Origin of the sequence: Microbacterium sulfonylureivorans (genome assembly GCF_003999995.1) — a bacterium.
GTDB lineage: Bacteria > Actinomycetota > Actinomycetes > Actinomycetales > Microbacteriaceae > Microbacterium > Microbacterium sulfonylureivorans.
Genome location: NZ_RJAD01000001.1, coordinates 624,436 through 650,783, shown reverse-complemented (window position 1 = coordinate 650,783; position 26,348 = coordinate 624,436). Strand labels below are relative to the sequence as shown.

Here is a 26,348-nt window from a genome sequence, read left to right as displayed (position 1 = left end):
ATCCGGGCGTCGTCGGATGCCGCGCCCGCGGCCTCTCACACCGCCTTCACGCTAGCGGCGGGCAGGAGCGGGGGGAAGGGCGGTGCAGATCACACGACGAGCCGTGCGCGCAGCGCGGCGAGGTCGCCGTCGGAGAGCCCGCCGGACTGGAGGTAGGGCGCGGCACCGCCGCGCGCGTCGACCCAGGCGAGCGCCTGCTCGATCGCCTCCGGCGGGGTCCCGGTGAGCAGGGTGTCGACCGCCGGTGTGAGCGGGACGCCCATGCCCGCGACCATCGCGCGCATGCGGTCGGCCCAGGACCCGGCGAGATTCGCGGCCGACGAGCTGTAGTCGGCGACCACGGCGGAGCGCTCCGCGCCGACCGCGTCGAGCATGAGGGCGACGGCGACTCCGGTGCGGTCCTTCCCTGCCGTGCAGTGGACGAGCACCGCCGTAGGCGGGTCGTCGGTCGCTGCGGAGACGAGGCGGGCCAGTCGGGCGAAGGATGCTGCGCCCTGCCCGAGCATCGACACGTAGAGATCGCCGAGCGAGGGGATCTGCGCGACCGCCGCGGCGATGGCCGCCTTCGCGGCTTCGGGGTCGTCCGCCACCGTGGCCTGCTGGGCCATGCCCGTCAGCGCCCCCTCGAGGAGGGGGAGCTCCACCATCCGGAAGGGCCGCGAGTCGGGGACGACGTCGGCCGCCATCCCGCGCTCGATGGGGGTGCGGAAGTCCGCGATCACGCCGATGGCGCTCCGGGCGAGCTGCGCGAGCCCATCGGATGTGAGCCCGCTGAGCGCCTCGGACCGGTACAGCACTCCGCTGCGAGTGGTCCCACCGTCGGTGAGGGGCGTGCCGCCGGTGTCGCGGAAGTTCTGCAGGCCTGTGATCATCCGCCCATGGTGCCAGAAGCGCCGGCCCTTGATGTGCATCGAGGGCCGGCGCGGAGGCGCTGAAAGCGGGTCAGGGGGCGAGGCGCGTAGGGCCTCGGAAGAGGTACGTCACCTCGCGGATCGACGACTCGCCGAGCAGCAGCATGAGCACGCGGGCGAGGCCCATGCCGAAGCCGCCGTGGGGCGGGGCGCCGTAGCGGAAGAAGTCGAGGTAGAACTCCAGGTGCTCGGGCTCGAGCCCCTTCTCCTTGGCCTGCTCGATCAGCACGTCGACGCGGTGCTCGCGCTGCGCGCCCGTGGTGATCTCGACGCCCTTGAAGAGCAGGTCGTAGCTCTTGGTGAGCCCGGTCTCCTCGTCGCGCATGTGGTAGAAAGCGCGGATCTCGGGGTGGTAGTCCGTGATGAAGACGAACTGGTGACCGTAGGTCTCCTCGACGTAGGCCGAGATCTGGCGCTCGCCCTCGGGATCGAGATCGCCGTCGGTGCGAGGGACCTCGTATCCGCGGCTCTTGACGATCTCGAGCGCCTCGGCGAGCGGGATGCGCGGGAACGGGATGGCCGGCACCTGCACCTCGAGGCCGAAGAGCTCCTCGATCTCAGCGCCGTGCTTCTCCTTCACCGCGGCGAACGCGGTGGCGAGGAGCTCTTCCTGCATCTTCGCGACGTCTTCGTGCGAGTCGACCCAGCTGATCTCGGCGTCGATGCTCGTGAACTCCGTCGCGTGCCGCGAGGTGAACGACGGGTCCGCGCGGAACGCGGGCGCGATCTCGAAGATCTTGCCGAACCCGGCGACCTGCGCCATCTGCTTGAAGAACTGCGGCGACTGCGCGAGATACGCCGTCTGATCGCCGAAGTACTCCAGCGAGAAGAGTTCCGCGTTGGACTCGGATGCCGAGGCCATCAGCTTGGGGGAGTGCACCTCGATGTAGTCGCGCTCGATCCAGTACGTGCGCATCGCGTGCTCGAGCGTGGTCTGCACGCGGAAGATGAGGTTGTTGCGACGCTGGCGCAGGTCGAGGAAGCGCCAGTCCATGCGCTTGTCGGCGGCGCTGTCGGCGGCGATCGGCGTCTCGGGAAGCGCGGCGCCCGCGATCACGAGGTCGCCGATCTTGATCTCGACGCCGCCGAGCTTGACGCGCTCGTCGTGCTTGAGCTCGCCGGTGACCGTCAGGAACGTGCCGGTGGCGAGGTTCGAGATGGTGTCGGTGAGCGCGAGGGCCGCGGCATCCTGCTCGCTCCCGTCCTCGGTGGGGCGGGTGGCCGGATTGACCAGCTGCACCGCACCCGTCTCGTCGCGAAGGATGACGAACTGCACCTTCTTCTGGTCGCGGACGGTTTCGACCCATCCGGAGACGGAGACGGGGCCGTCGGCGAGGCCCTGCAGCTGGTTGACGAGAACGCGTTCACTCACGAGGCACCAGTCTACGTGGGGCCGGGTTCCCCGCCGTGCCAGGGGTTTCACCGGCAGGCCCTCGCGCAGATCCGGGGGCTCGCACCCAGGAACGGCTCATCCGGATCTCCTAGCGTGGAGGGTGCGCGCCCGGCCGGGGCGCAGCATCCGATCACCGAGAGCGATGCCCCCGATGACCGCAACCTCCCCCGACTCCTCGTGGCTGTCCGCCCTCCTGGACTGGTCCGTCTCGCTGATGGACGTCATCGGTCCTGCCGGAGCGGGGCTGGCGATCGCGCTCGAGAACGTCTTCCCGCCGCTGCCGAGCGAAGTGGTGCTCCCCATGGCCGGACTCGCCGCGAGCACGGGCTCGTTCACGCTGCTCGAGGCGCTCGCCTGGACGACCGCCGGCTCGATCGTGGGAGCCTTCCTCCTCTACGGGCTCGGGGCATGGCTCGGCGTGGACCGGCTCCGCCGCATCGCGGCGCGCGTGCCTCTGCTCCGACCGGACGACATCGACCGCACCGTCGGATGGTTCCAGCGGCACGGCGGCAAGGCCGTCTTCTTCGGCCGCATGATCCCGATCTTCCGCAGCCTGATCTCGATCCCGGCGGGCGTGACGCGCATGCCCCTGTGGAGGTTCGGCCTCCTCACGGCGGCGGGGAGTCTCGTCTGGAACACGGTGTTCGTCCTGACCGGCTTCCTGCTCGGCGAGTCGTGGCACGTCGTCGAGCAGTACGTCGACATCGTGCAGTACGCGGTGATCGGCGTCGTCGCGCTCGCCGCGGCATGGTTCGTCGTCGTCCGCACGCGTGGCGCGGTCGCGGCATCCCGTCGTCGGCGCAGCGCTGCCGAAGACACCGCTCAGCCGCGCGAGCTCGCCTCGTCGCGCGCCGACTGACGCTCAGCCGCCCCACAGATCCGCCCACCGTAGACTGGACGGGTGCCCGCCGATCGCCTCCACCTCGTGCGCCATGGGGAGGTCCACAACCCCCGCCGCGTGCTCTACGGGCGACTCCCGGGATTCGGACTCAGCGCCGACGGCCGCCACATGGCGCGCCAGGCGGCCGAGTACGTCCACTCGCTCGAGCGTCCGCTGGCCGCCCTGGTGTGCTCGCCGTTGCAGCGCACCCGGGAGTCGGCCGAGCCCTTCTCCGAGCTGTTCGGCGCCGAACCGCGCATCGACGAGCGCGTGATCGAGCCGACCAACGTCTTCGAGGGCCGCCGGATGGTCCGCGCCCTCCTCAACCCCTGGAACTGGCGCCACCTCCGCAAGCCCGCGCTGCCGAGCTGGGGAGAGCCGTACCTCGACGTCGTCGGCCGCATGAACGCGGCGATGACGGAGGCATGGGATGCCGCCGACTCCGGCGACGTCGTGATCGTGTCGCACCAGCTGCCGATCTGGATCACCCACCTCGCCGTCGCCGGGCAGCCGCTTCGGCACGATCCGCGCGAGCGCCGCTGTGCGCTGTCGAGCGTGACGAGCTTCGAGATGGTCGACAAGAAGTGGACCGAGATCGCCTACGCCGAGCCGGCGTCGCTGTCGGGCTCGGTCGACGTGGGAGCGGTGTGATGGGCGCAGTCCGAACGGGGCGCGACCGCGCCCCCGGCCGTCGGGGGCGGGCCGTGGCATCCGCTCTCCTCGCCGTCGTGATGGTCTCCGGCCTCGCCGCGTGCGCGAACGACCCGCTCGCCGACCAGTACCGCGCGGGCGACAACAAGGGATTCATCGCGGCCGACGGCTTCGAGGTCGTCGAGATCCCCGAGGGCGAGCGCACCGAGCCGATCGACTTCGAGGGGGTGCTCGACACCGGCGAACCGGTCACGAGCGCCGACTACGCGGGCGATGTCATGGTCGTGAACTTCTGGTACGCCGCCTGCGCGCCGTGCCGTGTCGAGGCCCCGCTCCTGGAAGAGGCCCACCAGGCCTTCGAGGGCGACGACGTCTCGTTCCTCGGGATCAACCTGACCGACGGTGCCGAGGCCTCGCGCGCCTTCGCCGAGACGCACGGGGTCGGCTACCCGAGCGCGCTCGCGACCGTCGACGGCTCGATCAAGCTCGCCTTCGCCGGGCAGACCCCGCTCAACGCCGTCCCCGTGACGCTCGTGCTCGACCGGGAAGGACGCGTCGCCGCGCGCATCATCGGCCGGCTGAGCGAGACGTCGATCCTGGAGACCCTCGTCAGCGACACCCTGGAGGAGTCATGAGCCCGGCCGAGCTCGTCGCCGACGGCTCGCTCTTCGTCGCGATCCCGATCGCGATCCTCGCAGGGCTGCTGTCGTTCCTGTCGCCGTGCGTGCTCCCCCTCGTCCCGGGATACCTCGGGTTCATCGGGGGAGCGGTGTCGCCGCGGCCCGAATCGCGGAGCACCGGGTCCGGTGCGGATGCCGCGACCGCAGACCTCCGCGATCGGAGCCATTCTCCGCGCGAAGCATCGACGCGGGCCGCCGTCGCCGAGCAGACTGCGCCGACCCGCGGCAAGCTGCTGGTCGGCGTCCTCCTCTTCATAGCCGGCTTCACCCTCGTCTTCGTGAGCGTCGCGATGCTCGGAGGAACGCTGGGCCGCTTCTTCGTCCAGTACGCCGACCTCATCACCCGCATCCTCGGCGTCGTGATCATCGCGATGGGTCTCGTCTTCATCGGCGTCTTCGGTCTCGCCCAGCGCATCGCCCGCCCGCAGGTGCGCGGCAACCTCGGACTGATCGGCGCGCCGCTGCTGGGCATCGCACTCGGCATCGGCTGGGCGCCGTGCATCGGCCCGACGCTCGCCGTGATCCTCACGATGGCGTTCGACTCCGGCTCGGCGGCACGCGCCGCGACCCTCGGCCTCGCGTACTCGCTCGGCCTCGGCATCCCGTTCGTGCTCCTCACCCTCGGCTTCGGCTGGGCGACCCGCTCGGTGAGCTTCATCCGCCGCCACATCCGCGTCGTCAACCTCGTCGGCGGAGCGCTGCTCATCGCGCTCGGCGTCCTCATGGTGACCGGCGTGTGGACCCAGATCATGTCGCAGCTGCAGGGGGTGTTCCAGAGTGTCCCGCTCCCGCTCTGAGGCCGGCTCGTCGGCCACGGCCGATCCGCTCCGCCCGTCCGACCACGCCGAATCGGACGTCTCCGGCGACATCACCCAGCCCGCCCTCGGGTTCGTCGGCTGGCTCCGCTGGGGATGGCGCCAGCTCACGTCGATGCGCACGGCGCTCGTGCTGCTGCTCCTGCTCGCGATCGCCGCCGTGCCGGGGTCGCTCGTTCCGCAGCGCAGCGCCGACCCGAACGGCGTCACGCAGTACTTCGCCGACAATCCCGACCTCGCGCCGGTCCTCGACAACCTGAGCCTGTTCGACGTCTACTCGTCGCCGTGGTTCTCGGCGATCTACATCCTGCTGTTCGTCTCGCTCATCGGCTGTGTGATCCCGCGAACGAAGCACCACTGGAAGGCGCTGCGTGCCACGCCGCCGCGCACGCCCGCCCGGCTGTCGCGCCTGGACGTGCACCGCTCCGAACTGATCGAGCTGGCACCCGAGACGGATGCCGCGGCCGCCGCTGCCTCGGCCATAGAGAGCGCGCAGCAGCAGTTGAAGCGGAGCGGCTACCGGGTCGAGCGGTACGACGCCGGCCCGACGCTCTCGGTATCGGCGGAGCGGGGCTATCTGCGCGAGACCGGCAACCTCGTCTTCCACGCGGCGCTCGTCGGCGTGCTGCTCGCCGTCGGACTCGGCGGCGGATTCACCTACACCGGGCAGACCGTGATCATCGAGGGGCGCACGTTCGTCAACACGATGCTCGACTACACGTCGTTCAATCCCGGCCGCTTCGTCGACGAGAACGCGCTCGAGCCGTACGCACTGACCCTGGACCGGTTCGACGTGACCTACCAGCCGCTCGGCGTGCAGGGGCAGGGGCAGGCCGGCGACTTCGTCGCGAACCTCACGACCCAGCACGCCGGCGCCGAGGCCGAGACCGGCGAGGTGCGGGTCAATCACCCCCTGGAGATGGCCGGCGACCGGATCTATCTGATGGGCAACGGGTACGCCCCGACGCTGACGGTGCGCGACGCCGACGGCGAGATCGTCTTCTCGGAGTCGGTTCCGTTCCTGCCGCAGGACACGAACATGACCTCGCTCGGAGTGGTGAAAATCCCTGACGGGCTGACCGACCAGATGGCGCTCCAGGGCTTCTTCTACCCCACGCAGGCGCCGCTGCACACCGGAGCGTTCGCGTCGGCGTACCCGGCGCTCGTCAACCCGGTCGTGTCGCTCAACGTCTACGTCGGCGACCTCGGCATCGACGACGGAACGCCCCGCTCGGTGTACACGCTCGACCCGTCCGAGATGACGCAGCTGGCCGGGCGCGGCACCGACGTCGATCCGATCGAGCTCGCCCCCGGCGAGACGGCAGACCTCCCGGGCGGCTACGGCACCATCACGTTCGAGAACGATGCTCCGGAGGGCGCCCAGGGCTACGACGAGTCGGTGAAGCGGTACGTGTCGCTGTCGATCCACCGGGATGCCGCGGCCGGGTGGGTGCTCCTGTTCGCGGTGCTCGCGACCGCCGGACTGCTCGCAGCGCTGTTCGTGCCGCGTCGCCGCATGTGGGTGAAGGCGGTTCCTCAGGGGAACACGCTGCACATCGAGTACGCGGGACTCGCGCGCGGCGAGGACCCGACCCTCGACGGAGCGGTGGCGCAGTTCGCGCAGCGCCACGGCGCCTCGCTCGAGACCCCGCCGACCCCCCGCGTAGACTGAATCCATGCCCGAAACCTCCGCCCTCTCGCTCGACTCGGTCTCGGTGCTCCTGGTCTGGACGGCGATCGCCGTCTACGCCCTCGCCTTCATCGCGTACGCCGTCGACCTGGCGCGTCGCGGAGCCGTCGCGGTCGACGCGAAGGACGCGCGCGTGCGCGAGCGCGAACTTGTCGGCGTCGGCGTCGGCGGAGGCGAGTCGGTGGCCGAGGTCAGGGCGCAGGAGGAGCGGTCCGAGGCCGCGCTGACGGCGCGGATCGGCGACCGTCAGCGGCTCGTGTGGGCGCGCATCGGAACGTCCCTGACGGTGCTCGGATTCCTCTTCCACCTCGGCGGCGACGTCACGCGCGGAATCGCCGCGGGCCGGGTCCCGTGGTCGAACATGTACGAGTTCGCGCTGACCGGAACGCTTCTCGTGGTCGCGGTGTACCTCGGTGTGCTTCTCCGCTACGACCTGCGATTCCTCGGCACCTTCATCACCGGGCTCGTCGTGGTCCTGCTCGGCGGCACCGCCATCTGGTTCTACACCGACATCGTGCCGCTGATGGATCCGCTGAAGTCCGTCTGGCTGGTCATCCACGTCTTCGTCGCCTCCCTCGCGACCGCCCTCTTCGCCCTCGCGTTCGGCCTCTCCGTACTGCAGCTCATGCAGGCGCGGAGAGAGCGGAAGACGCTCGCGGCCGCCGCGGCCGAGGCATCCGCTCAGCCCGTCCGGACGGGTCCGCGATTCCTGCGGACCCTGCCCGGCTCGGACGCCCTCGAGTCGCTCGCGTACCGCTTCGCGATCCTCGGCTTCATCTTCTGGACGTTCACCCTCATCGCCGGCTCGATCTGGGCCAACGACGCGTGGGGACGCTACTGGGGCTTCGACACGAAGGAAGTGTGGACCTTCGTCATCTGGGTGCTCTACGCCGGGTACATCCACGCGCGGGCGACCCGCGGCTGGCGCGGCTCGCGCTCGGCGTGGCTGTCGATCATCGGCTTCACCGCGGTGCTGTTCAACTTCACGATCGTGAACATGTTCTTCAAGGGGCTCCACGCCTACTCGGGCCTGAGCTGACTCCGTGATCTCCGCACCGCCTCCGGCGGAACGGAGGAGCCGAACGCCTCGCTGCTCCGCCTCCGGACAGCTCCACTGATCCCGGAGGTTCCCCCGACTCGCCAGCCCGTCACCCGCCGCCCCTGCCGGGTGCATCCGGCGTCGGGGAAGGGTTCGTGGCGGTCGGCGTGCGACGGGTCTGCGCGGTGTTGCAGAAGGAGAAGGATGCCGTCGCCGATCAAGCGGTGACGGGCGTCGCGCCCAGCACCGCCCGCGCCGACGTCGTGCGGCGCCGCGCGACGGCGAGGATCGTGGCGCCGAACGCCAGGACCGCCCACACGGTGAGGCCGGCGAGGGCAGCCCCGACTCCGTCGGTGTCGGTGAGCGCCGCCACCATGCCGTTGTACGCCGGAGACGTCGGCATGAGGGCGGCGATCCCGGACAGCACCCCGGGAACCGTGGAGACCACCCCGGTCGCGACGGCGAGCACGCCGATGAGGGCCGAGATCCACCGTCCGGCACCGCCGAACACGGCCACGAGCGCCTGGTTGACGGCGGCGAACGCGACGCCAGCGACGACGCTCACGCCCGCGAACACCCACCACTGCCCCCAGTCGTACGACGCCGCGACCTGCACGACGGCTGCGACGAGGATGCCCTGCGCGGCGCCCAGCGCCGCCCCGGGGGCGAAGTTGCGGAGGGCGAGCATCGCCGACGGCTCGCGGGCGGTGAGAGCGCGCCGCGACACGGCCTGGAGGGCGATGAAGGTGCCGAGGCCGCCGAACCACAGGGCGAGCATCGCCAGCAGCGGGATCGCCGAAGCTCCGAAGAGCGACGTGCCGACGCCGTCGGCCTCGACCGGGTTCGCGACGACGTCCGCGAGGCTCGACGCCTCGCTGTCGGTGTACGAGGGCACGGCGGCGGATGCCTGGTCCAGCCCGTCCGCGAGTGTCGATGTGCCGTCGGCCAGCGCGGCGACGCCGTCGGCGAGCGACGTCGCGCCCGATCCGGCCGAGTCGAGCCCGCCGGCGAGCTGCGACGCGCCGAAGGCGAGCTGGCCTGCCCCGGCCGCGGACTGCGTCGTGCCTGCGGCGAGCTGGTCGAGACCGCCGCTCAGCGCCGACACGTTCGTGCCGATCTCGCGGAGCTGCGCGGCGAACTCCGCGGTCGCCGCGGTGTCGAACTGCGCGAGCCCGTCGGCGGTGCCCTGCGTGAGTGTGACGGCGCCGGGGTTCTGCGCGGTGCCGTCGCCGGTGAGGATCGCGGAGGCGGTGGCAGCCGACGTCAGCGCGGCGCCGAGCTGCTCGCAGAACTCCTGCGACTGCGTGCACGTGGCCATGAGCGCGCCGAGCGTGTCGGTGGCGTCCTGGGCCGATGTCGCGGCCATCCCTGTGGCGGTGGCCGCGCCGTTCGCGGCCTGCGTCAGCTGATCCGGCACGATCCCCGCAGCCTCGAGCTCCGCGGCGCCCTGGTTCACGCCGTCGGCGAGCTGCGCCGCACCGTCGGCCGCGTCCCCGATGCCGCCCGCGATCGTGCCGAGCCCGCTCTGCAGCTCGCCGGCGCCGTCCGCCAGCCCGCTCGCCCCGCTTGAGAGCCCCGGGAACCCGTCGGCCAGCGCGCTCGCGCCGTCCGCTGCCTCACCGGCGCCGTCGGCGAGGTCCTGGGCGCCCGAGGCGGCCTCGCCGAGCTGGTCGCCGAGGGTCGTGAAGCCGAGGAAGACGTTCTCGAGGTACACCTGCGAGAGCTGCTCGCCCATGAGGGATGCCGCGGCCGTCGTCACCTGGGCGGTGATGGCGTCGTCGACGATGAGGCTGTCGGGGGGCGTCTGCACCTCGATGGTCGCCCGCTCCGGGATCTCGCCCGGCTGGGTCGAGGTCGCCGCGGCCGAGAAGTTCTCCGGGATCGTGATCACGGCCGCGTACGTGCCGTCGGCCAGACCCTCTGCCGCCTCGTCGGCGTTCGAGATCGTCCAGGTGAGGTTGCTGGGCTGATCGTCGGAGCCCTCGACGAGCCCGGCGGTGAGCTGGCGCCCCAGCGGGACGAGCTGGTCGTCGATCGTGACCGCCTCGTCCTCGTTCACGATGGCGGCCTGCAGCCCGTCGAGGCGCTCGACCGGGTTGTAGAGCGCGGCGACGAGGATGCCGCCGATCACGACGGGGAGCAGCAGCACGCCGATGAGCGTCAGCCATGTGATGGGTCGGCGCGTGCGCGCACGTTCGATGTGGAGGGTCATGCGGTCACCTCGGCGATGGGAGCGGAAGCAGGGGTCGTGCCGGAGCGGAGCGCCAGCGACGTGACGTCGGAGCGGTGCGCGTCGGCGAGGAGGGAGAGGACCGGCCCGTCGGCCTTCGCGGTCGCGACGACGGTCAGTCGGGAGGATGCCTCGCCCGGCCGCGCGCGGACGGCGGCCTCGGCATCGCGGAGCAGTGCCGCGGCCTGGTCGCGCTCGGCGGCGTCGAGCGTGTCGAGCCCGTCGATCACGACGAGGGTCGTGCGACCGCTCAGGGCGCGTCGGAGCTCTCGCACCGGGTCGCCCGACTCGGCGAGGAGAGCGACGCCCACGTGGGCGCGCACCCAGGCGGCACGGCCGGGCAGCAGGTGCCCCGCGACCCGCAGGAGCCCGTCGTTCGGTGCCAAGCGGCCGGCGACCGCGAGTCCGAAGGCGCGGGTCGCGTGGGGGTCTCCCGTGGCGATGAGCGTGCCGCCGGGTTCGACGCGGAACGTCGCGCCGTCGATCAGCGTGACATCGCCCGTGGCTGCGCCGTCGGCTCGGACGACGACGTCCTCGCCCACCACGGCGGCGGTGGTGTCGGGCTCCGGCCAGTCCGCGAGCGCGAGCTCGCGCTCGACGGCCTCGCCCTCGATGTCGAAGTGGGGGAGCGCGCGATCGAGCCAGCGCGGCATCCACCACGCCTTCTCGCCCATCAGCGCGAGGAGCGCCGGGATGAGCGTCATGCGCACGAGGAACGCGTCGATCGCGATTCCGACGGCGAGGCCGAGCGCGATGGGCTTGATCGACGAATCGCCTTCGGGCACGAACGCCGCGAAGACGGCGAACATGATGAACGCGGCGGCCGTGACGACGCGGGCGGATGCGGTGAAGCCCGACCGGATCGCAGCCACCGCGGTCTCGCGGTCGGAGCCGCCTCGGGCGCGGACGGCGTGGACGTAGTCCTCCCGCATGCGCGAGACCAGGAACACCTGGTAGTCCATCGCGAGGCCGAACAGCACCCCCATGAGCACGATCGGCATGAAGCTGATCACCGGCCCGGTCCGCGCGACGTGGAGCAGGTCGGCGCCCCAGCCCCACTCGAACACCGCGGCCACGACGCCGAAGGCGGCGGCGACCGAGAGCAGATAGCCGAGCGCAGCGGTCAGCGGCACGGCGATCGAGCGGAACACGATCATCAGCAGGATGAACGACAGGCCCACGACGAAGATGCCGAAGGGCACGAGGGCGGCGCCGAGGCGGTCGGAGATGTCGATCGCGACGGCGGTGAATCCGGTCACGGTGAGGTCGACGCCGTACTCGTCGGCCCACTCCGGCGCGAGCGCACGCAGCTCCCGCACCAGCTCCGCCGTGGCGGGGTCATCGGGCGCGGTCGTCGGGATCACCTGGACGATGCCGGTGTCGGCTGTCTCGTTCGGGGTGGCGAGGGCGATCTCCTTGACGCCGGGGACCTTCTCGATCTCGGCGGCGAGGTCGGCCATGAGCCCGAGCGGGTCGTTCGAGGTGACGATCGTGCCGGTGAGGATGAGGGGGCCGTTGAAGCCGGGGCCGAAGTGCTCGGCGGCGAGGTCGTAACTCACCCGCGCCTGGGACTCCTCGGGCTGGACTCCCGCGTTGGGCAGCGCGAGGGCGAGGCTCGATGCCGGGATCGCGAGGATGCCGAGTCCCAGCACGACCGCGATCGTGGTGACGATCGGATGCCTCGTCACCCCGTCGACCCAGCGGGTGGCGAAGCCGCGGCGCACCCGCGCCGGGGTGACGTCGCCGGGGGCGTCCTCGCCGGCCGAACGACGGCGTCGTCCTGCGCCGGCGGGCTTCGGCATCCGCCCCTTGACGCGGCCCTTGATGAAGCCGAGCAGCGCAGGGGTGAGCGTGATGGCCACGGCCACGGCGATCGCGACGGCGACCGAGGCGGCGATGCCCATCGTGGTGAGGAACGGGATGTTCGCGAAGCCGAGGCCGATCAGCGCGATGAGCACGGTGACGCCGGCGAACACGACGGCGGACCCGGCCGTGCCGGTCGCGCGCGCGATGGACTCCTCGGGGTCCATGCCGCCGCGCACCTGGTCTTGATGTCGGGCGACGATGAACAGCGCGTAGTCGATGCCGACGGCGAGGCCGAGCATGAGCGCCAGGAGCGGCGTGGTCGACGAGATCGAGGCGACTGCGGTGGACAGCAGGATCAGGGCCATCGACAGCCCGACGCCGACCAGCGCGGTGGCCAGCGGCAGGCCAGCGACCAGGAACGAGCGGAACGTCACCATCAGCACCAGCAGGGCGATCAGGATGCCGAGGCCCTCGGTGATCGTGATCCCGGGCACCGACATCGAGAACAGGTCGCCGCCGAGGGCGACCTCCGTGCCATCGGGCAGCGCGGCCGCGAGCTCGTCGGAGACCTCCTGCAGGGCGGCCTTGGACTCGGGGGAGACGTCGGTCGCCTGACCGTCGAACTGGAGGCGGATGATCGCGGCCGATCCGTCCTCGGTGACAAGTCCGGACACCATCTCGTCGAACGGGTCGGTGACCGCGAGCACGCCGTCGATGTCTTCGAGCTCGCCGACGGCGTCGTCGATCGCGCCGGCGTAGGGCTCGTCCTCGACGCTGTCGCCGTCGGCGGCGACCAGGACGATCTGGGCACTGGTGCCGCTCGCCTGCGGGAAGGTGCGGTTCAGCTGCTCGAGGCCCGCCTGCGCCTCGGTGCCGGGGATCGAGAACGAGTTGTCGGTGCCCTTGCTGAAGGCGAGCGCCCCGCCGCCGGCGAGGCCGAGCAGGAGGAGCCACGCCACGAGGACCCGCCACGGGTGACGGTAGGACCAGCGGCCGAGGGCATAGAGCAGGGTGGACACAGCGCCTCCGCGTTACGGGATCAGGATCTTTCGATACAGCGCTGTATCGGATACATGAGTGTATCGTAGGGCGGGCCCGCGAGCCCAACCTGAGTAGTCCGTGTGAAGATGAGCGAGAGGAGGACGGATGACAGACACCGTCGCCGTGACCTCGCGTCGTCGCGAGGCCACGCGCCAGAAGCTGCTGGACGCCGCCGCGCAGGTGTTCGCCGAGGTCGGGTTGGACGCGGCATCCGTCGAGGCCATCTGCGAGCGCGCCGGATTCACCCGCGGGGCGTTCTACTCCAACTTCGAGACGAAGGACGACCTGTTCCTCGAACTCGCCGGTCGGGTCGCCCGTGAGCGCGTGGCCGCCGTCCGCGAGCGGGTCGCCGAGCTCGATCGCGCCGGCGGGCTCGACGAAGCGCCCTCGAATGCCTTCGGCATCGTGCAGCAGGTGCTCGACATCTCGGCCGATGACCGGCTCGGCGTCCTGCTGATGAGCGAGATCCGCATCCACGCCCTGCGCTCGCCGCAGCTCGCCGCGGCATATCTCGCCCAGGAGGACGAGATGCTCGAGGGGGTCGCCCACATCATCGACGACATCGGCCGGGCCAAGACCATGCGCTTCCGGCTTCCGGCGCTCGCCGCCGCGCGGCTCATGCTGACGGTGTGGGAGGGCGCCTCGGTGCGATCGGCCATGGCCGGGCTCGACCACGCCGAGATGTCCCTGCGCACGAACGAGGAGCTGGCCAGAGTCGCCGAGCTCATCATCGAGCACCCCGCCGATCCCGCGCGCTGAGCATCCCGCGCCGCCCCGCCGGTCGCCGAGCGAGCGATGCGCGTCGACCTTCAGTCCGGGCCGCTGAGCTCCTCGTAGCAGCGCGCGAGTCGCGCGAGCCACCAGTCGCGTCGGTCGTCGGAAGCCGCGTGCTCAGCGAGCAGCGCCGGGTCGGGGGCGATCCTCCCGACAGGCAGCACCCCGCCCCGCGGCGCCAGAGCGGGCTCGACGATGTCGGCGGTGAAGAGCGACGACGTGCCCAGTCCGCAGTCGTAGTCGAGCTGCGGAAGCGCGCCCGCCAGCGTCACCCCCATCGACAGCCCGATCGACGTGTCGAGTGCGCTGGAGACGACGGCCGGCAGACCCGCCTCGGCCACGATCGCCAGGGCCCGGTTCACGCCGCCCAGCGGCTGGGCCTTCACGATGAGCAGGTCCGCGGCGCCCGCTCGGGCGACCGCCACGGGGTCGGACGCCTTGCGGACGCTCTCGTCCGCCGCGATCGGGATGCCCATGTACTTCACGCGGCGCCGCAACTCGGCCAGCTCGTCGACCGTGGCGCACGGCTGCTCGGCGTACTCGAGGTCGCATTCGGCCAGGGCATGAAGCGCCCGCTCCGCCTCGTCGACGTTCCATGCCCCGTTCGCGTCCACGCGGATGCGGCCCTCGGGGCCCATCGCCTCGCGGACGGCCTGCACCCGTGCGACGTCGTCGGCCAGCCGCTGGCCGGGCTCGGCGACCTTGACCTTGGCCGTCCGGCAGCCGTCGAAGCGCGCGAGGATCGCGGGGACGGATGCTGCGTCCACCGCCGGGACGGTGGCGTTCACGGGGATCTCGGCACGGACGGGCGCGGGCTGCGGCATCCATCCGAAGTCGATCGCCCCCGCGAGCCATGCTGCGGCCTCGGCGTCGTCGTACTCTGCGAAGGGCGAGAACTCGGTCCAGCCCTCGGGGCCCTCGAAGACGACGGCCTCGCGCACGTCGATCCCCCGGAAGCGCGCCGCCAGGGGCAGAGCCACCACGTGCGCGGTCGAGAGGATGTCGGCGAGGGAGGGGGACGGGCGCAGGGTGGTCACGCCTCGATCATGCCCCTACATCGGCCCCCATGTCTGGTTCTGGATGGACCGCGCGTGCGCGCCGCTCTCGGCGCCCGAGCCGCGGTTGCTCAGATCGGCGGGTCAGCCGAGTCGTCCGTCGCCCGGTCGGGCCACCCGCAGCCACCGCCATCCGTACGCCGCGAGGTCGAGCTCGAAGCCGCCGCGTGCCCCGAGGCCGACGCGCTCGCTGCTGAACAGATCGCTCAGCTCGGTGCCCTCGGGCTCGTCGGCGATCGCGAGGCGCACGCGCGTCGGCTCGTCGGCGAAGTTGTGCACGGCGATCATCCGCCCGACGTCGGCGCGCAGCGAGTGCGCCAGGACGGCGGGTGCCTCATGGTCGAGCAGCTCGACCTCGCCCCAGCCGATCTCGGGTGAGATGCGGTAGCGGGCGGCGAGGCGTCGGATGAAGTGCAGCAGGGACTCCTCGTCGTTGAGCTGCTCCGACGCGTTGACGTGCTCCGGGCCGTAGCCGCCTTCGGGCGGACGCGCGGGCAGCCGGGACGGGGCAGCCGTCGAGAATCCGCCGTTGCGCGCGTCGCTCCACTGCATCGGCGTGCGCACCGCCATTCGTCCGGCGATGTCGGCATTCTCGGCCATGCCGATCTCCTCGCCGTAGAACAGCACGGGGACGCCGGGCAGCGAGAACAGGAGGCTGTAGACCATGCGGATCCGCCGCGGGTCGCCGCCGAGCATCGTGGGCAGGCGCCGGGTGATGCCGCGGCCGTAGACGCGCTGGTCCTCGTCCGGGGCGAAGGCCTCGAAGACCTCCTCGCGCTCTGCGTCGGTGAGCTTGTCGAGGGTGAGCTCGTCGTGATTGCGCACGAAGTTCGCCCACTGCGCCTCGGGGGCGATCGGCGGCCGCGCCCGCAGCGCCTTCGCGAGCGGGCGCGGGTCGGAGCGGGCGAGCGAGAGGTAGAGCGCTTGCATCCCGATGAAGTCGAACTGGAGTGTGAGCTCCTCGCCCTTGTCTCCGCCGAAGTAGGTGAGCTGGTCGCGATACGGGAGGTTCACCTCGCCGAGGAGGACGGCCTCGCGCGACCGGCGTCGCAGGAAGCGCCGGATGTCGCGCAGGTACTCGTGCGGGTCGGAGAAGTCGGCCCCCTCCGGAACCTCGAGGAGGAACGGCACCGCGTCCACGCGGAAGCCGGAGATCCCCAGCTGCAGCCAGAACCCGATCGTCTTGGCGATCTCATCACGCACGGACGGGTTCGCGATGTTCAGGTCGGGCTGGTGACGGTAGAAGCTGTGCAGGTAGTACTGGCCGCTCTTCTCGTCGAGCTCCCACAGCGTCTTCTCCTCGCCGGGGAACACGGTGTTGACGTTGTTCGCGGGCGGCTCGTCGCGCCACACGTAGAAGTCGCGGAAGCGCGACGGCCGCGAACGCTTCGCCGCGACGAACCACGGGTGCCGGTCGGAGGTGTGGTTGACGACGAGGTCGACGATGACGCGGATGCCGCGATCCCGCGCTGTGCGGACCACCTCCACGAGGTCGCCGTGCGAGCCGAGGCGCGGGTCGACGCCGTAGAAGTCCGTGACGTCGTACCCGTCGTCGCGATCGGTCGTCGGGTAGAAGGGCATGAGCCACAGGCACGTCACGCCGAGATCCGCGAGATAGTCGATCCGGCGCGCGAGCCCGGCGAAGTCTCCGGTGCCGTCGCCGTCGTGGTCGAGGTAGGTCTCGACGTCGAGGCAGTAGACGACGCTCGTCTTCCACCACAGGTCGCTGGTGTCGGTGATCTTCACAGGATCCTCCGCAGAGCCGGCAGCAGGTCGGCGGCGGCGCGGTCCAGGAACGCGCCCTGGTCCTTGCCGACGTGGTGGACGTAGACGCGGTCGAAGCCGATCCCGGCGAGCTCGGCGATCCGCTCGGCGAGGGCCGCGGCATCCGAATCGACGAGTACGGCCTTGCGCAGCTCGCCCTCATCGGGGTCGGCGACAGCGGCGTCGAAGTCCTCGGGCTGGTCGAAGTCCCACGCGCGAGGCGGCCCGATGAGCCCGTTCGGCCACTGGTCCTCCGCAAGGGCGAGGGCCGCGGCATCCGTCTCCGCGAGCGACACGTGCACCTGCAGGACGCAAGGTCCCTCTCCTCCGCCCGACCGGTAGGCGTCCACGACGCGACGGAGCGCGGCGGGGTCCTGGGCGACGGTCGCGAGGCCGTCCACGCGGCCGGCGAGCCATCCCGCGGTCTCGGCGCTGACCGCCGCGCCGAGCAGCGGCGGGGGCGTGGCCGGGAGCGACCACACGCGTGCGCGATGCACGCGGACGAGCCCGTCGTGCGTCACCTCGTCTCCGTCGAGGAGCCGCCGGATCACATCGATCGACTCGTCGAGGCGGGCGTTGCGCTCGTCCTTCGGCGGCCACGGGTCGGCGGTGACGTGCTCGTTCATGGCTTCACCGCTGCCGAGCACGGCCCAGAAGCGGTCGGGGAACATCTCCTCGAGCGTGGCGATCGCCTGAGCGATCACGGCGGGGTGATAGCGCTGGCCCGGTGCGTTGACGACCCCGATCGAGAAGGATGTCGAAGCCAACGCCGCGCCGAGCCACGACCAGGCGAAACCGGACTCGCCCTGTCGCACGCCCCACGGCGCCAGGTGGTCGGAGCACATCGCGCCGTCGAATCCGGCGCGCTCTGCGTCGACGACGGCGCGCAGCAGCGCGCTGGGCGGAAGCTGCTCGTGGGAGGCGTGGTACCCGAGGAAGACCATCACCCGAGTCTCTCCGGACTGCCGCCGGCCGGGGAGGGGGTTGCGGGATCGCGCGGCATCCACCAAGGGGCGGCGCCTATCCGGAACAGCGATGTGTGATTGACGATAGTGTGTATCACACAGTACAGTGTGAAGCATGAGCGAGACCGAAGCACTCGAAACCCACCTGCAGGAGCTGCGGCGCGGCACCGTCGTGCTCGCGTGCCTGCGACTGCTCGAGGCCCCCGGCTACGGCTATGGGCTGCTCGAAGAGCTCCAGTCGCGCGGGTTCGACACCGACGCCAACACGCTCTACCCCCTGCTGCGCCGTCTCGAGAAGCAGGGGCATCTCACGAGCGAGTGGAACACCGACGAGGCGCGGCCTCGCAAGTTCTATCGCACGAGCGAAGCGGGCTCCCGCCTCGCCGCCGCCCTCACCGACGATTTCCGCGCGATCGCCACGGCGATCGAATCCCTGCCCCAGGAGGACTGACATGACCACCACGACTCTGACAGACCGCTACGTGTCGGCGGCGATGCGCACCGTGCCGGAGGCGCAGCGCGACGACCTCTCCGCCGAGCTGCGCGGCTCGATCGACGATCAGATCGAGGCCCGCGTCGCCGACGGCGAACCACGCGAGACCGCCGAGCGAGCGGTGCTGACCGACCTCGGCGACCCCGACAAGCTCGCCGCCGGGTACACGGAGCGGCCCCTGTACCTGATCGGACCGCGCTACTTCCTCGACTGGTGGCGCCTCTTCAAGCTCCTCCTGTGGATCGTCCCCGCGTGCGCCGCGTTCGGCGTCTCGTTCGCGCTGGTGCTCGACGGGAAGTCGTTCGGCGAGATCGTCGGGACGGTCATCCCCGTCCTCATCGGCGTCGTCGTCCACCTCGGGTTCTGGACGGTCCTCGTGTTCGCGGTCGTCGAGCGCACGGCTGTCCGCGACCGTAAGGACCCGCTCGTCCCCTGGAGCGTCGACCAGCTCCCCGAGGCCCGCCCGCGGGGCGTCGGATTCGGCGACATGATCGCATCCCTCGTCTTCCTGGTTCTCGCCGCCGGCGCGATCCTCTGGGATCTGTTCATCGGGTTCGTGCCGATGCATCCGGGCCTCTCGTTCCTCGACCCGGGCCTGTGGCCGGCATGGATCCTCGCGCTGTTCGCCCTCATGGCCCTCGAGGCCGGCCTCGCCGTCGCGGTGTACGCGGTGCGCCGCTGGACGGTCGGGCTCGCGATCGTCAACGGGCTGCTGAACCTCGCCATCGCCATTCCCGCCGTGTGGCTGCTCACGCAGGGCCGGCTCCTCAACCCGGAGTACTTCCCCACGATCATCGGCGCCGAGGGCGACGAGGTGCAGACGATCGTGACGGTCGTCATCGGCTTCGTCATCGTCGGGATCGCAGCGTGGGACACCGCGGATGCCGCGCTCAAGGCGGCGCGCGCCCGAAAGGGCTGAGCGGCCGCACCGCGGTCAGGGGGCCGGTCCGATCGGGCCGGTCCCTCCGCGCACGCCCCTAGGCTTATTCCCATGCTTCTCGACACCCCGGTCCGCCTCGGCATCCAGCTGCAGCCGCAGCACGCGCCGTACTCGGCCTTCCGCGACGCCGTGCTCCGCCTCGAAGACCTCGGCGTCGACATCCTCTTCAACTGGGACCACTTCTTCCCCCTGTCGGGCGATCCCGACGGGCTCCACTTCGAGTCGTGGACGATGCTGGCCGCCTGGGCGGAGCAGACCGAGCGCGTCGAGTTCGGGTCGCTGGTGAACTGCAACAGCTATCGCAACCCCGACCTCCAGGCCGACATGGCGCGGACGATCGACCACATCTCTGCGAAGGACGGCACCGGGCGCTTCATCTTCGCCACCGGGTCGGGCTGGTTCGCCCGGGACTACGAGGAGTACGGCTACGAGTTCGGCACAGCCGGCTCGCGGCTCGACGACCTCGCCGCCGGCCTGGCCCGCATCGAGGCGCGCTGGGAGAAGCTGAACCCCGCGCCGACGCGGCGCATCCCGGTCATGATCGGCGGCAAGGGCGAGCAGAAGACCCTGCGGCTGGTGGCCCGTCACGCCGACATCTGGCACAGCTTCGTGCGCCCCGACGAGCTCGCCCACAAGATCGGCGTGATCGAGCGGTGGGCCGAGAAGGAGGAGCGCGACACGTCGGGCCTCGTCATCTCCAACGAACTGCATCAGCGGGGCGAGGCCTTCGCCGACGACCTCTACGACGCCGGCGTGCGCCTGTTCACCCTCGGATTCCAAGGACCGGACTGGGACTACGACCTCGTGACGTCGTGGCTGCGCTGGCGCGACGCCAAGAACGGGGCATGAGGCGCGGCATCCCACCGCAATAAGCTGGCTTCCATGGTCTCCGAGCTGTTCGACGAAGACGAATGGATGCCGGCACCCGGCGCCTCGGGCTTCACCGACATCACCGCGCACGTGTCGAAGGACGGGCGCATCGCGCGCATCGCGTTCGACCGCCCCGAGGTGCGCAACGCCTTCCGACCGCACACCGTCGACGAGCTGTATCGCGCGCTCGACTCGGCGCGGCAGGACCCGCGCGTCGGCGTCGTGCTCGTCACGGGCAACGGGCCGAGCCCGAAGGACGGCGGCTGGGCGTTCTGCTCCGGCGGCGACCAGCGCATCCGGGGGCGCGACGGGTACAAGTACTCCGAGACCGACGAGGTCACCGACGTCGCCCATTCGCCTTCCGCGGCTCCGCCGCAGACCCCCGGTCTGCTGGCGCGCACCGGACGCCTCCACATCCTCGAAGTGCAGCGGCTGATCCGGTTCATGCCCAAGGTCGTCATCGCCGTCATCCCAGGGTGGGCCGCCGGTGGCGGGCACTCGCTGCACGTCGTGTGCGACCTGTCGATCGCGAGCGCCGAGCACGGCCGGTTCAAGCAGACGGACGCGGATGTCGGATCCTTCGACGCAGGCTACGGCTCCGCGTACTTCGCGCGACAGATCGGGCAGAAGAACGCCCGGGAGGTGTTCTTCCTCGCCGAGGAGTACTCGGCGCAGCGAGCGTACGAGATGGGCGCCGTCAACCGAGTCGTCCCCCACGCCGAGCTCGAGCGCGAGGCGATCGCGATGGCGCGCACGATCCTCACCAAGTCGCCGACCGCGATCCGCATGCTCAAGTTCGCGTTCAACGCCGTCGACGACGGGCTCGTGGGCCAGCAGGTGTTCGCCGGCGAGGCGACTCGCCTGGCCTACGGCACCGACGAGGCGGTCGAGGGACGAGACGCGTTCCTCGAGAAGCGCGACCCGGACTGGTCGCCGTATCCGTGGCACTTCTGACGCGATGAACCTCGAGCCCGTCACCGGCGACGACCCCCGCGACGTCCTGCGGGCGCTCAAGAGCGCGCTGCACGGCGCCGGACCGGCGCTCGGACTGGGGCTGGTGAGCGAGCTTCCCGGTCAGGTTCGACCCGGCACGGCCGTCGTCGTGACGACCTCGGGGTCGACCGGCGTGCCGAAGAGCGTGGTCCTCAGCCGCGACGCCCTCACCGCCAGCGCGCTGGCCACGGCGGATCGCGTGGGCGAAGGCGCCTGGCTCCTCGCGCTCCCGGCGAGCTACGTCGCCGGGATGCAGGTCCTGGTGCGGTCGATCGTCGCCGACCGGGAGCCCGCCATCCTCAGCGGATCGTTCACGCCGCAGTCGTTCGCGGCGGCCGCCCTCATGATGGCGTCGTCGGAGCGCGGGCTGCGCATCCCGACCTACACGTCCCTCGTGCCGGCGCAGCTCGCGACCCTCCTCGACGCCGCCGAGCAGGACGCCGCCGTGCGCACCGCGCTCCGCTCGTTCGAGACGATCCTCGTCGGCGGGCAGGCGCTGCCGCCGGTGACGCTCGAGCGCGCCGAGGCCGCCGGCGCCCGCGTCGTCCGCACCTACGGATCGACCGAGACCTCGGGCGGCTGCGTGTACGACGGGACGCCGCTGCGGGGAGTGCGCGTGCGGATCGAGCGCGGCGAGGTTCAGGTTGCAGGCCCGACCCTGGCCGAGGGCTATCTCGGCGACGACGAGCTGACGGATGCCGTGTTCCCCCGCGCAGCCGACGGCACGCGGTGGTACCGCACGGGCGATGCGGGGCTCCTCGAGGACGGACTGCTGCGCGTCCGCGGACGGATCGACAACGTCATCGTCTCCGGCGGGGTGAACGTGTCCCTCGACCGCGTGGAGCGGGTCGTCCGCACCGTACCCGGGCTGTCCGGCGCGGTGGTGGTCGGCGTGCCCGACGAGCGGTGGGGCGAGGCATCCGTCGTCGTGGCCATCCGCGGCGAGTCGCTGCGCCGGAGCGAGTCGGTGCAGCTCGAAGAGGCGCGCGCCGCAGTCAAGGACGAGATCGGGTCGTACGCGCGGCCGTCGCGCCTCGTGCTCGTGGACGAGCTCGCGACGCTGCCCTCCGGCAAGCCCGACCGCGAGGCCATCCGACGCGCGGTCGCCGCGCTGCACTGACGACGCCGCTCACGCGGCGGAGAAGTCGCCCGTGTCGACCACGCAGAACCGGTTGCCCTCGGTGTCTTCGAGCACGACCCAGTCCGCATCGTCGGGGTAGTCGTGCCAGTCGACCTCGCGCGCGCCGAAGGAGAGGAGCCGCCGTATCTCGGCCGCCTGGTCCTCCGCGTAGAGATCGAGATGGATGCGCGGGGGATAGTGCTGCGGATAGCCGGTGACCGACAGGGCGACGCTCGCCCCGGGTGCGGCCCAGTTCGCCTTTCCGGGCGGGTCGAGGATGAGCCAGTCTTCGCTCGGCTCGCCGCGGTTCACGTAGCCCAGGGCCGCCCGCCAGAAGGCGCCCGCCCGCTCGATGTCCTCCACCGTCAGCACGATCGTCCCGATGCTCAGCATGGGTCCGATCATTTCGTGACGGCCGGTCCGCGGCCAGGGGCTTGCGTGCCCGCCCTTCCACAGTCCGGGCCTTCGGATCGGCGCCACATCGGGTCGCCCTCTAGGATGGCGACTCGTGGCAGGCACTCCCAGCAAGAAGCGCAAGCATCCCGGTCCGAAGAAGCAGCCGTCGCGGGGGAACCCGCAGCGCGTGCGCGAGTCGCGCGACCCGCGCACCGTCGAGCCGGTGACCACCGGCGACTGGATCGCCGCGGCGCGCCTGCGTACGCTGCCCCTCGCGGTGACGCCGATCGTGATCGGCACGGCAGCGGCGATCCTCGTCGTCGACCGGTTCCACTGGGTGATCGCGCTCTTCTGCCTGATCGTCTCGGTGTCGCTGCAGATCGGCGTCAACTTCGCCAACGACTACAGCGACGGCATCCGGGGAACCGACGACCACCGCGTCGGCCCGGCGCGGCTGACGGCGTCGCGCAGGGTCAGGCCTCGCGCCGTCCTCAGCGTCGCGCTGCTGTTCTTCGCGATCGCCGCAGTCGCGGGCCTCGCGATAACGATCCGGACGCAGCAGTGGTGGCTCATCGCCGTCGGCCTGGTGTGCATCGTCGCCGCGTGGTTCTACACCGGGGGCAAGCGGCCCTACGGCTACTACGGCCTCGGCGAGCTGTTCGTCTTCGTGTTCTTCGGGCTGGTCGCCACGCTCGGCACCACGTGGGTGCAGGCCTTCGCCCTGCCGCAGGAGGCGTGGTTCGGCGCGGTCGCGGCGGGGCTCCTCGCCTGCGCCGTGCTGCTCGCGAACAACCTGCGCGACCTCGACCAGGACCGTGCCGCGGGAAAGCGCACCCTCACGGTGCTGATCGGCCGCACGGCGACCCGGTGGCTGTTCACCGTGTTCGTGCTCGTGCCGTTCGGGATCGCGATCTTCCTCGCGCTGTTCTACCCGATCGCGTGGCTGACCCTGCTCGTGCTCCTGGCGGCGCTGCCGGCGATCCTCATCGTGTGGACCTACCGCGACCCGCGCGAGCTCGTCGTGGCACTCGGCCTCACGTCGCTCACCTCGATCGCCTACGGGGCGTTCCTCGCCTGGGCCTTGATCGGCTGACCGGACTCCGGCCGGGCACAGGCTCCGGGTGCGCGCGTCAGTCCGCGGAGCGGGTCTCGGGGGCGTCGGTCACGGCGTCCTCGACGTCCTCGTCGCTGGCGGCCCGCTTCGTGCGTGCGCGTCGCTCGGCGAGTCCCGAGGTCATGTCGTCGAGTGGCCGCCGCAGGAAGAGCATCGACAGGCTCAGGCCGATGAGGGCGGCGAAGATCGCCGCAAGCCAGTAGTACTCCTGCATGACCGGGAAGAGCATGAGGATGCCGAACGGCACGAGGAAGGCGAGGAGCCGCAGCACCGTGTAGACGAGGGCTGAGCGCGCTTTCACCCGTCCATCGTAATCGAGGCGATCCTGGAGCGATCCCGGACGAAATGCCGGCCGAGGCGACGGTTCGGTCACGAGAGGGCCGCGGCCCACCGCGCCCGCCTAGGATGGGGTCATGACACGGGCCCTGCTGATACTGGCCCTGGTGGCGACCGCGTTCTGGGTCTTCACCATCGTCGACTGCGCGGTCCAGCCGCCCACTCGGCATCGCGGCGTGAGCAAGCCGGTCTGGATCCTCATCGTGGTGCTGATCCCGGTGCTCGGCGGTCTCCTCTGGCTTCTCGTCGGCCGCGTGCGCCGCTCGGCGATCGCTGCCCGCCGCGCCCCCGACGACGACCCCGAGTTCCTCGGCAGCCTGGGTGCGATCACCGACCAGGATGAGCGCATCCGCCGCCTGGAGGAGGAGCTCGCCCAGCTCGACGCAGAGGACGACGACCCTCGCTGGGCGGCAGACGCCCCCGGCCAGGCCGCGCCGGGCACGCCGAAGGCCGCGTCCCCCGACGCTCCGCCCGATCCGCCCGTGCGCCCCGCCGACGGCGACGACGAGCGCGGTCAGCGCGGAGCCGTCAGCTGACCGTGTCGCACGGCCGAGGCGGGCTCGCCTCCGCCGCCACCGACGCCGCCGCGGCCCTTCTGAGCAGGCTCGTCGAGCTCGGTGTCGAGCACGTCGTGCTCAGCCCCGGGTCCCGTTCGCAGGCTCTGGCGCTCGTCGCCGCCGAGCTCGAGCGACGCGGTGGCCTCCGACTGCACGTCCGCGTCGACGAGCGCGTCGCCGGGTTCACCGCACTCGGCATCGGGCGGGAGTCCCGGGTGCCCGCCGTCGTGGTGTGCACGTCGGGCACCGCGGTCGCGAACCTGCTGCCGGCCGCGCTGGAGGCGCATCACGCCGGTGTGCCGCTCCTGCTCCTGACGGCCGACCGTCCGCCCGAGCTGCGCGGCGTGGGGGCGAACCAGACCACCCGTCAGCCCGGCATGTTCGCGCCGAGCGTGCGGTACGAGGCCGACCTTCCCGTTCCGGAGGCCTGCGACGCGGAGGGCGACGAGGAGCAGAGCCTCATGCTGCGCCGCGTGGCCGAGGAGGCCTTCGAAGCCGCGCTCGGCGCCGGCCTCCGCTCCCCGGGTCCCGTGCACCTCAACCTCCCCTACCGCGAGCCGCTCGCCGGCGACCTCCCCGCGTGGTTCGGCGTGCCGACCTCCGAGCTCGCGGCGACCGCCGAGGACGACCCCGACGGACCCCCGCCGGCCGAGGCCCACGCCGAGGACGAGGCATCCGGAGCCCTCTACCAGGGCGGGGGAGGCATCGGCGAGTCCGATGTGCCCGTCGATCCCGACGACCACCCGTTCGTGCTCGTGCGCGGTCCCCGCACCGTCGTCGTCGCGGGAGCCGATGCCGGCTCCGACGCCGAGGATCTGGCGCACGCCGGCGGCTGGCCTCTGATCGCCGAGATCGTCAGCGGGGCGAGGTTCGGACGCCACCTGGTGCACGGCTATCGCGCGCTGCTGCGCGACCCGGAACTCGGCGGCCGCGTCGAGCGCGCGGTCGTGCTCGGCCACCCCACCCTCAGCCGCGAGGTCGCGGCGCTCCTGTCCGACCCCGAGGTGGAGGTCATCGCGCTGCGCGGCCCCGGCGAGCCGCTCAACCTCAACGCGGCCACCACCGCTGTCGACACCGTCGCGGTGGCCACCGGCGACCCCGATCGCGACTGGCTCGGCGCGTGGCTACACGCGTCGCGCGAGGCATCCGTCGACCTGGCCCCGCCCGCCCCCGATGCCGAAGGCCTCACCTCCGCCGTCCCCGAGGAGCGGCTCGGAGCGATCGCCGCCGAGCTCGCGGCGGTGCGCGCGCCCCTCGACCGCGCCGCGCTCGCCGACGCGGTCTGGCGGGCGACGTGGCCGCACGACCGGCTCGTCTTCGGCTCGTCGCGCCTCGTACGGGTGGCCGACGACCTCCTCGGAGGCAAGAAGGTCCCGGTGCACGCCAACCGCGGGCTCGCCGGCATCGACGGCACGGTCGCCACGGCCACCGGCATCGCCCTCGCGAGCCAGACCGACGGGCGGCCGGGCGTCACCCGTGTGCTCCTCGGCGACCTCGCGCTGCTCCACGACGTCGGAGCCTTCCTGCTTCCGCCCGGCGAGGCCGAGCCCCGCATCCAGGTGATCGTGGGCAACGACGGCGGTGGAACGATCTTCGACGGGCTCGAGGTCGCGGGCGTCGCCGGTGCCGAGGCGATGGACCGGGTGCTGTACACGCCGCACACCGTTCGCCTCGAGCATCTCGCCCTCGCGTACGGGTGGGAGTACCGGCGCATCACGACGCGATCGGCACTCGACCAGGCGCTCACCTCGCCCGTCGGCGGCCGTCAGCTCATCGAGGTGCCGCTCGAGCGGTAGTCTCGGCATCCCTCCCGATTGGCGCGCAACGAAACCGTG

24 protein-coding genes are annotated in these 26,348 nt (G+C 71.5%); 15 read left to right on the top strand and 9 right to left on the bottom strand.

The window, feature by feature from the left end:
• Positions 1–89 precede the first annotated feature (89 nt).
• Both EER34_RS02925 and aspS read right to left on the bottom strand, forming a co-directional pair.
• Positions 90–872: a tyrosine-protein phosphatase gene (locus EER34_RS02925; RefSeq protein ID WP_164743427.1), complete on the bottom strand. Its 783-nt coding sequence runs from the start codon at positions 870–872 to the stop codon at positions 90–92.
• A 70-nt stretch (positions 873–942) separates the two neighbouring features.
• Positions 943–2,283, bottom strand: coding sequence for an aspartate--tRNA(Asn) ligase (aspS, locus tag EER34_RS02920; RefSeq protein WP_127473066.1), 1,341 nt, complete (start codon positions 2,281–2,283; stop codon positions 943–945).
• 172 nt (positions 2,284–2,455) lie between these two features.
• Between aspS and EER34_RS02915 the strand changes: the two genes are divergently transcribed.
• From EER34_RS02915 to ccsB, 6 genes are all read left to right on the top strand, one after another.
• On the top strand, positions 2,456–3,163 hold the full coding sequence (locus EER34_RS02915; RefSeq protein WP_127473065.1) for a DedA family protein: 708 nt from the start codon (positions 2,456–2,458) through the stop codon (positions 3,161–3,163).
• Positions 3,164–3,205: 42 nt separating this feature from the next.
• Entirely contained in the window at positions 3,206–3,835 is a 630-nt protein-coding gene (locus EER34_RS02910) for a histidine phosphatase family protein (RefSeq protein ID WP_127473064.1), read from the top strand.
• Between the two features lie 80 nt (positions 3,836–3,915).
• On the top strand, positions 3,916–4,470 hold the full coding sequence (locus tag EER34_RS02905; RefSeq protein WP_240642222.1) for a TlpA family protein disulfide reductase: 555 nt from the start codon (positions 3,916–3,918) through the stop codon (positions 4,468–4,470).
• Positions 4,467–5,312, top strand: coding sequence for a cytochrome c biogenesis CcdA family protein (locus EER34_RS02900; protein WP_127473062.1), 846 nt, complete (start codon positions 4,467–4,469; stop codon positions 5,310–5,312). The genes EER34_RS02905 and EER34_RS02900 overlap by 4 nt, the downstream gene beginning before the upstream one ends.
• Complete coding sequence (gene resB / locus EER34_RS02895) at positions 5,293–7,002, top strand: cytochrome c biogenesis protein ResB (RefSeq protein ID WP_127473061.1); 1,710 nt, start codon at positions 5,293–5,295, stop codon at positions 7,000–7,002. Before EER34_RS02900 ends, resB begins: the two co-directional genes overlap by 20 nt.
• 4 nt (positions 7,003–7,006) lie before the next feature.
• Complete coding sequence (gene ccsB / locus EER34_RS02890) at positions 7,007–8,059, top strand: c-type cytochrome biogenesis protein CcsB (protein ID WP_127473060.1); 1,053 nt, start codon at positions 7,007–7,009, stop codon at positions 8,057–8,059.
• 217 nt (positions 8,060–8,276) lie between these two features.
• Here the strand turns inward: ccsB and EER34_RS02885 are convergent, their stop codons facing one another.
• A complete protein-coding gene (locus EER34_RS02885; RefSeq protein ID WP_127473059.1) occupies positions 8,277–10,271 on the bottom strand; it encodes a YhgE/Pip domain-containing protein in 1,995 nt (664 codons plus the stop codon).
• Positions 10,268–13,114, bottom strand: a complete 2,847-nt coding sequence (locus EER34_RS02880) for an MMPL family transporter (RefSeq protein WP_127473058.1) — start codon at positions 13,112–13,114, stop codon at positions 10,268–10,270. Before EER34_RS02880 ends, EER34_RS02885 begins: the two co-directional genes overlap by 4 nt.
• 127 nt (positions 13,115–13,241) lie before the next feature.
• On the opposite strand from EER34_RS02880, the gene EER34_RS02875 reads away from it, so the two are divergent.
• Positions 13,242–13,895 (top strand): TetR/AcrR family transcriptional regulator, encoded by a 654-nt coding sequence (locus EER34_RS02875; protein WP_127473057.1) that lies wholly within the window; start codon positions 13,242–13,244, stop codon positions 13,893–13,895.
• 50 nt (positions 13,896–13,945) lie between these two features.
• Here the strand turns inward: EER34_RS02875 and EER34_RS02870 are convergent, their stop codons facing one another.
• The 3 genes from EER34_RS02870 to EER34_RS02860 all read right to left on the bottom strand — a co-directional run bounded on the left by EER34_RS02870 (position 13,946) and on the right by EER34_RS02860 (position 17,673).
• Positions 13,946–14,947, bottom strand: a complete 1,002-nt coding sequence (locus tag EER34_RS02870; protein WP_127473056.1) for an o-succinylbenzoate synthase — start codon at positions 14,945–14,947, stop codon at positions 13,946–13,948.
• A 102-nt stretch (positions 14,948–15,049) separates the two neighbouring features.
• On the bottom strand, positions 15,050–16,711 hold the full coding sequence (locus EER34_RS02865) for an alpha-amylase family protein (RefSeq protein WP_127473055.1): 1,662 nt from the start codon (positions 16,709–16,711) through the stop codon (positions 15,050–15,052).
• A complete protein-coding gene (locus EER34_RS02860) occupies positions 16,708–17,673 on the bottom strand; it encodes a TIGR03885 family FMN-dependent LLM class oxidoreductase (RefSeq protein WP_127473054.1) in 966 nt (321 codons plus the stop codon). The genes EER34_RS02865 and EER34_RS02860 overlap by 4 nt, the downstream gene beginning before the upstream one ends.
• 136 nt (positions 17,674–17,809) lie before the next feature.
• On the opposite strand from EER34_RS02860, the gene EER34_RS02855 reads away from it, so the two are divergent.
• The 5 genes from EER34_RS02855 (at position 17,810) to EER34_RS02835 (ending at position 22,110) form a co-directional block, all read left to right on the top strand.
• Positions 17,810–18,145, top strand: coding sequence for a PadR family transcriptional regulator (locus EER34_RS02855; protein WP_127473053.1), 336 nt, complete (start codon positions 17,810–17,812; stop codon positions 18,143–18,145).
• A 1-nt stretch (position 18,146) separates the two neighbouring features.
• On the top strand, positions 18,147–19,106 hold the full coding sequence (locus tag EER34_RS02850) for a permease prefix domain 1-containing protein (RefSeq protein ID WP_127473052.1): 960 nt from the start codon (positions 18,147–18,149) through the stop codon (positions 19,104–19,106).
• 72 nt (positions 19,107–19,178) lie between these two features.
• A complete protein-coding gene (locus tag EER34_RS02845; RefSeq protein WP_164743426.1) occupies positions 19,179–19,976 on the top strand; it encodes an LLM class F420-dependent oxidoreductase in 798 nt (265 codons plus the stop codon).
• Positions 19,977–20,009: 33 nt separating this feature from the next.
• Complete coding sequence (locus EER34_RS02840) at positions 20,010–20,951, top strand: 1,4-dihydroxy-2-naphthoyl-CoA synthase (protein WP_127473050.1); 942 nt, start codon at positions 20,010–20,012, stop codon at positions 20,949–20,951.
• 4 nt (positions 20,952–20,955) lie between these two features.
• Positions 20,956–22,110: an AMP-binding protein gene (locus EER34_RS02835; RefSeq protein WP_127473049.1), complete on the top strand. Its 1,155-nt coding sequence runs from the start codon at positions 20,956–20,958 to the stop codon at positions 22,108–22,110.
• A gap of 9 nt (positions 22,111–22,119) precedes the next feature.
• Here the strand turns inward: EER34_RS02835 and EER34_RS02830 are convergent, their stop codons facing one another.
• Positions 22,120–22,503, bottom strand: a complete 384-nt coding sequence (locus EER34_RS02830) for a VOC family protein (RefSeq protein WP_127473048.1) — start codon at positions 22,501–22,503, stop codon at positions 22,120–22,122.
• A 115-nt stretch (positions 22,504–22,618) separates the two neighbouring features.
• Here EER34_RS02830 and EER34_RS02825 point away from each other — a divergent pair, with 115 nt between their 5' ends.
• Entirely contained in the window at positions 22,619–23,599 is a 981-nt protein-coding gene (locus EER34_RS02825) for a 1,4-dihydroxy-2-naphthoate polyprenyltransferase (protein WP_127473047.1), read from the top strand.
• Between the two features lie 37 nt (positions 23,600–23,636).
• On the opposite strand, the gene EER34_RS02820 is transcribed toward EER34_RS02825, so the two are convergent.
• Entirely contained in the window at positions 23,637–23,921 is a 285-nt protein-coding gene (locus EER34_RS02820; RefSeq protein ID WP_127473046.1) for a DUF4229 domain-containing protein, read from the bottom strand.
• Positions 23,922–24,033: 112 nt separating this feature from the next.
• On the opposite strand from EER34_RS02820, the gene EER34_RS02815 reads away from it, so the two are divergent.
• Together EER34_RS02815 and menD are read left to right on the top strand one after the other, a co-directional pair.
• Positions 24,034–24,492, top strand: coding sequence for a PLDc N-terminal domain-containing protein (locus EER34_RS02815; protein WP_127473045.1), 459 nt, complete (start codon positions 24,034–24,036; stop codon positions 24,490–24,492).
• 2 nt (positions 24,493–24,494) lie between these two features.
• Entirely contained in the window at positions 24,495–26,309 is a 1,815-nt protein-coding gene (gene menD / locus EER34_RS02810) for a 2-succinyl-5-enolpyruvyl-6-hydroxy-3-cyclohexene-1-carboxylic-acid synthase (protein ID WP_127473044.1), read from the top strand.
• Positions 26,310–26,348: the final 39 nt, after the last annotated feature.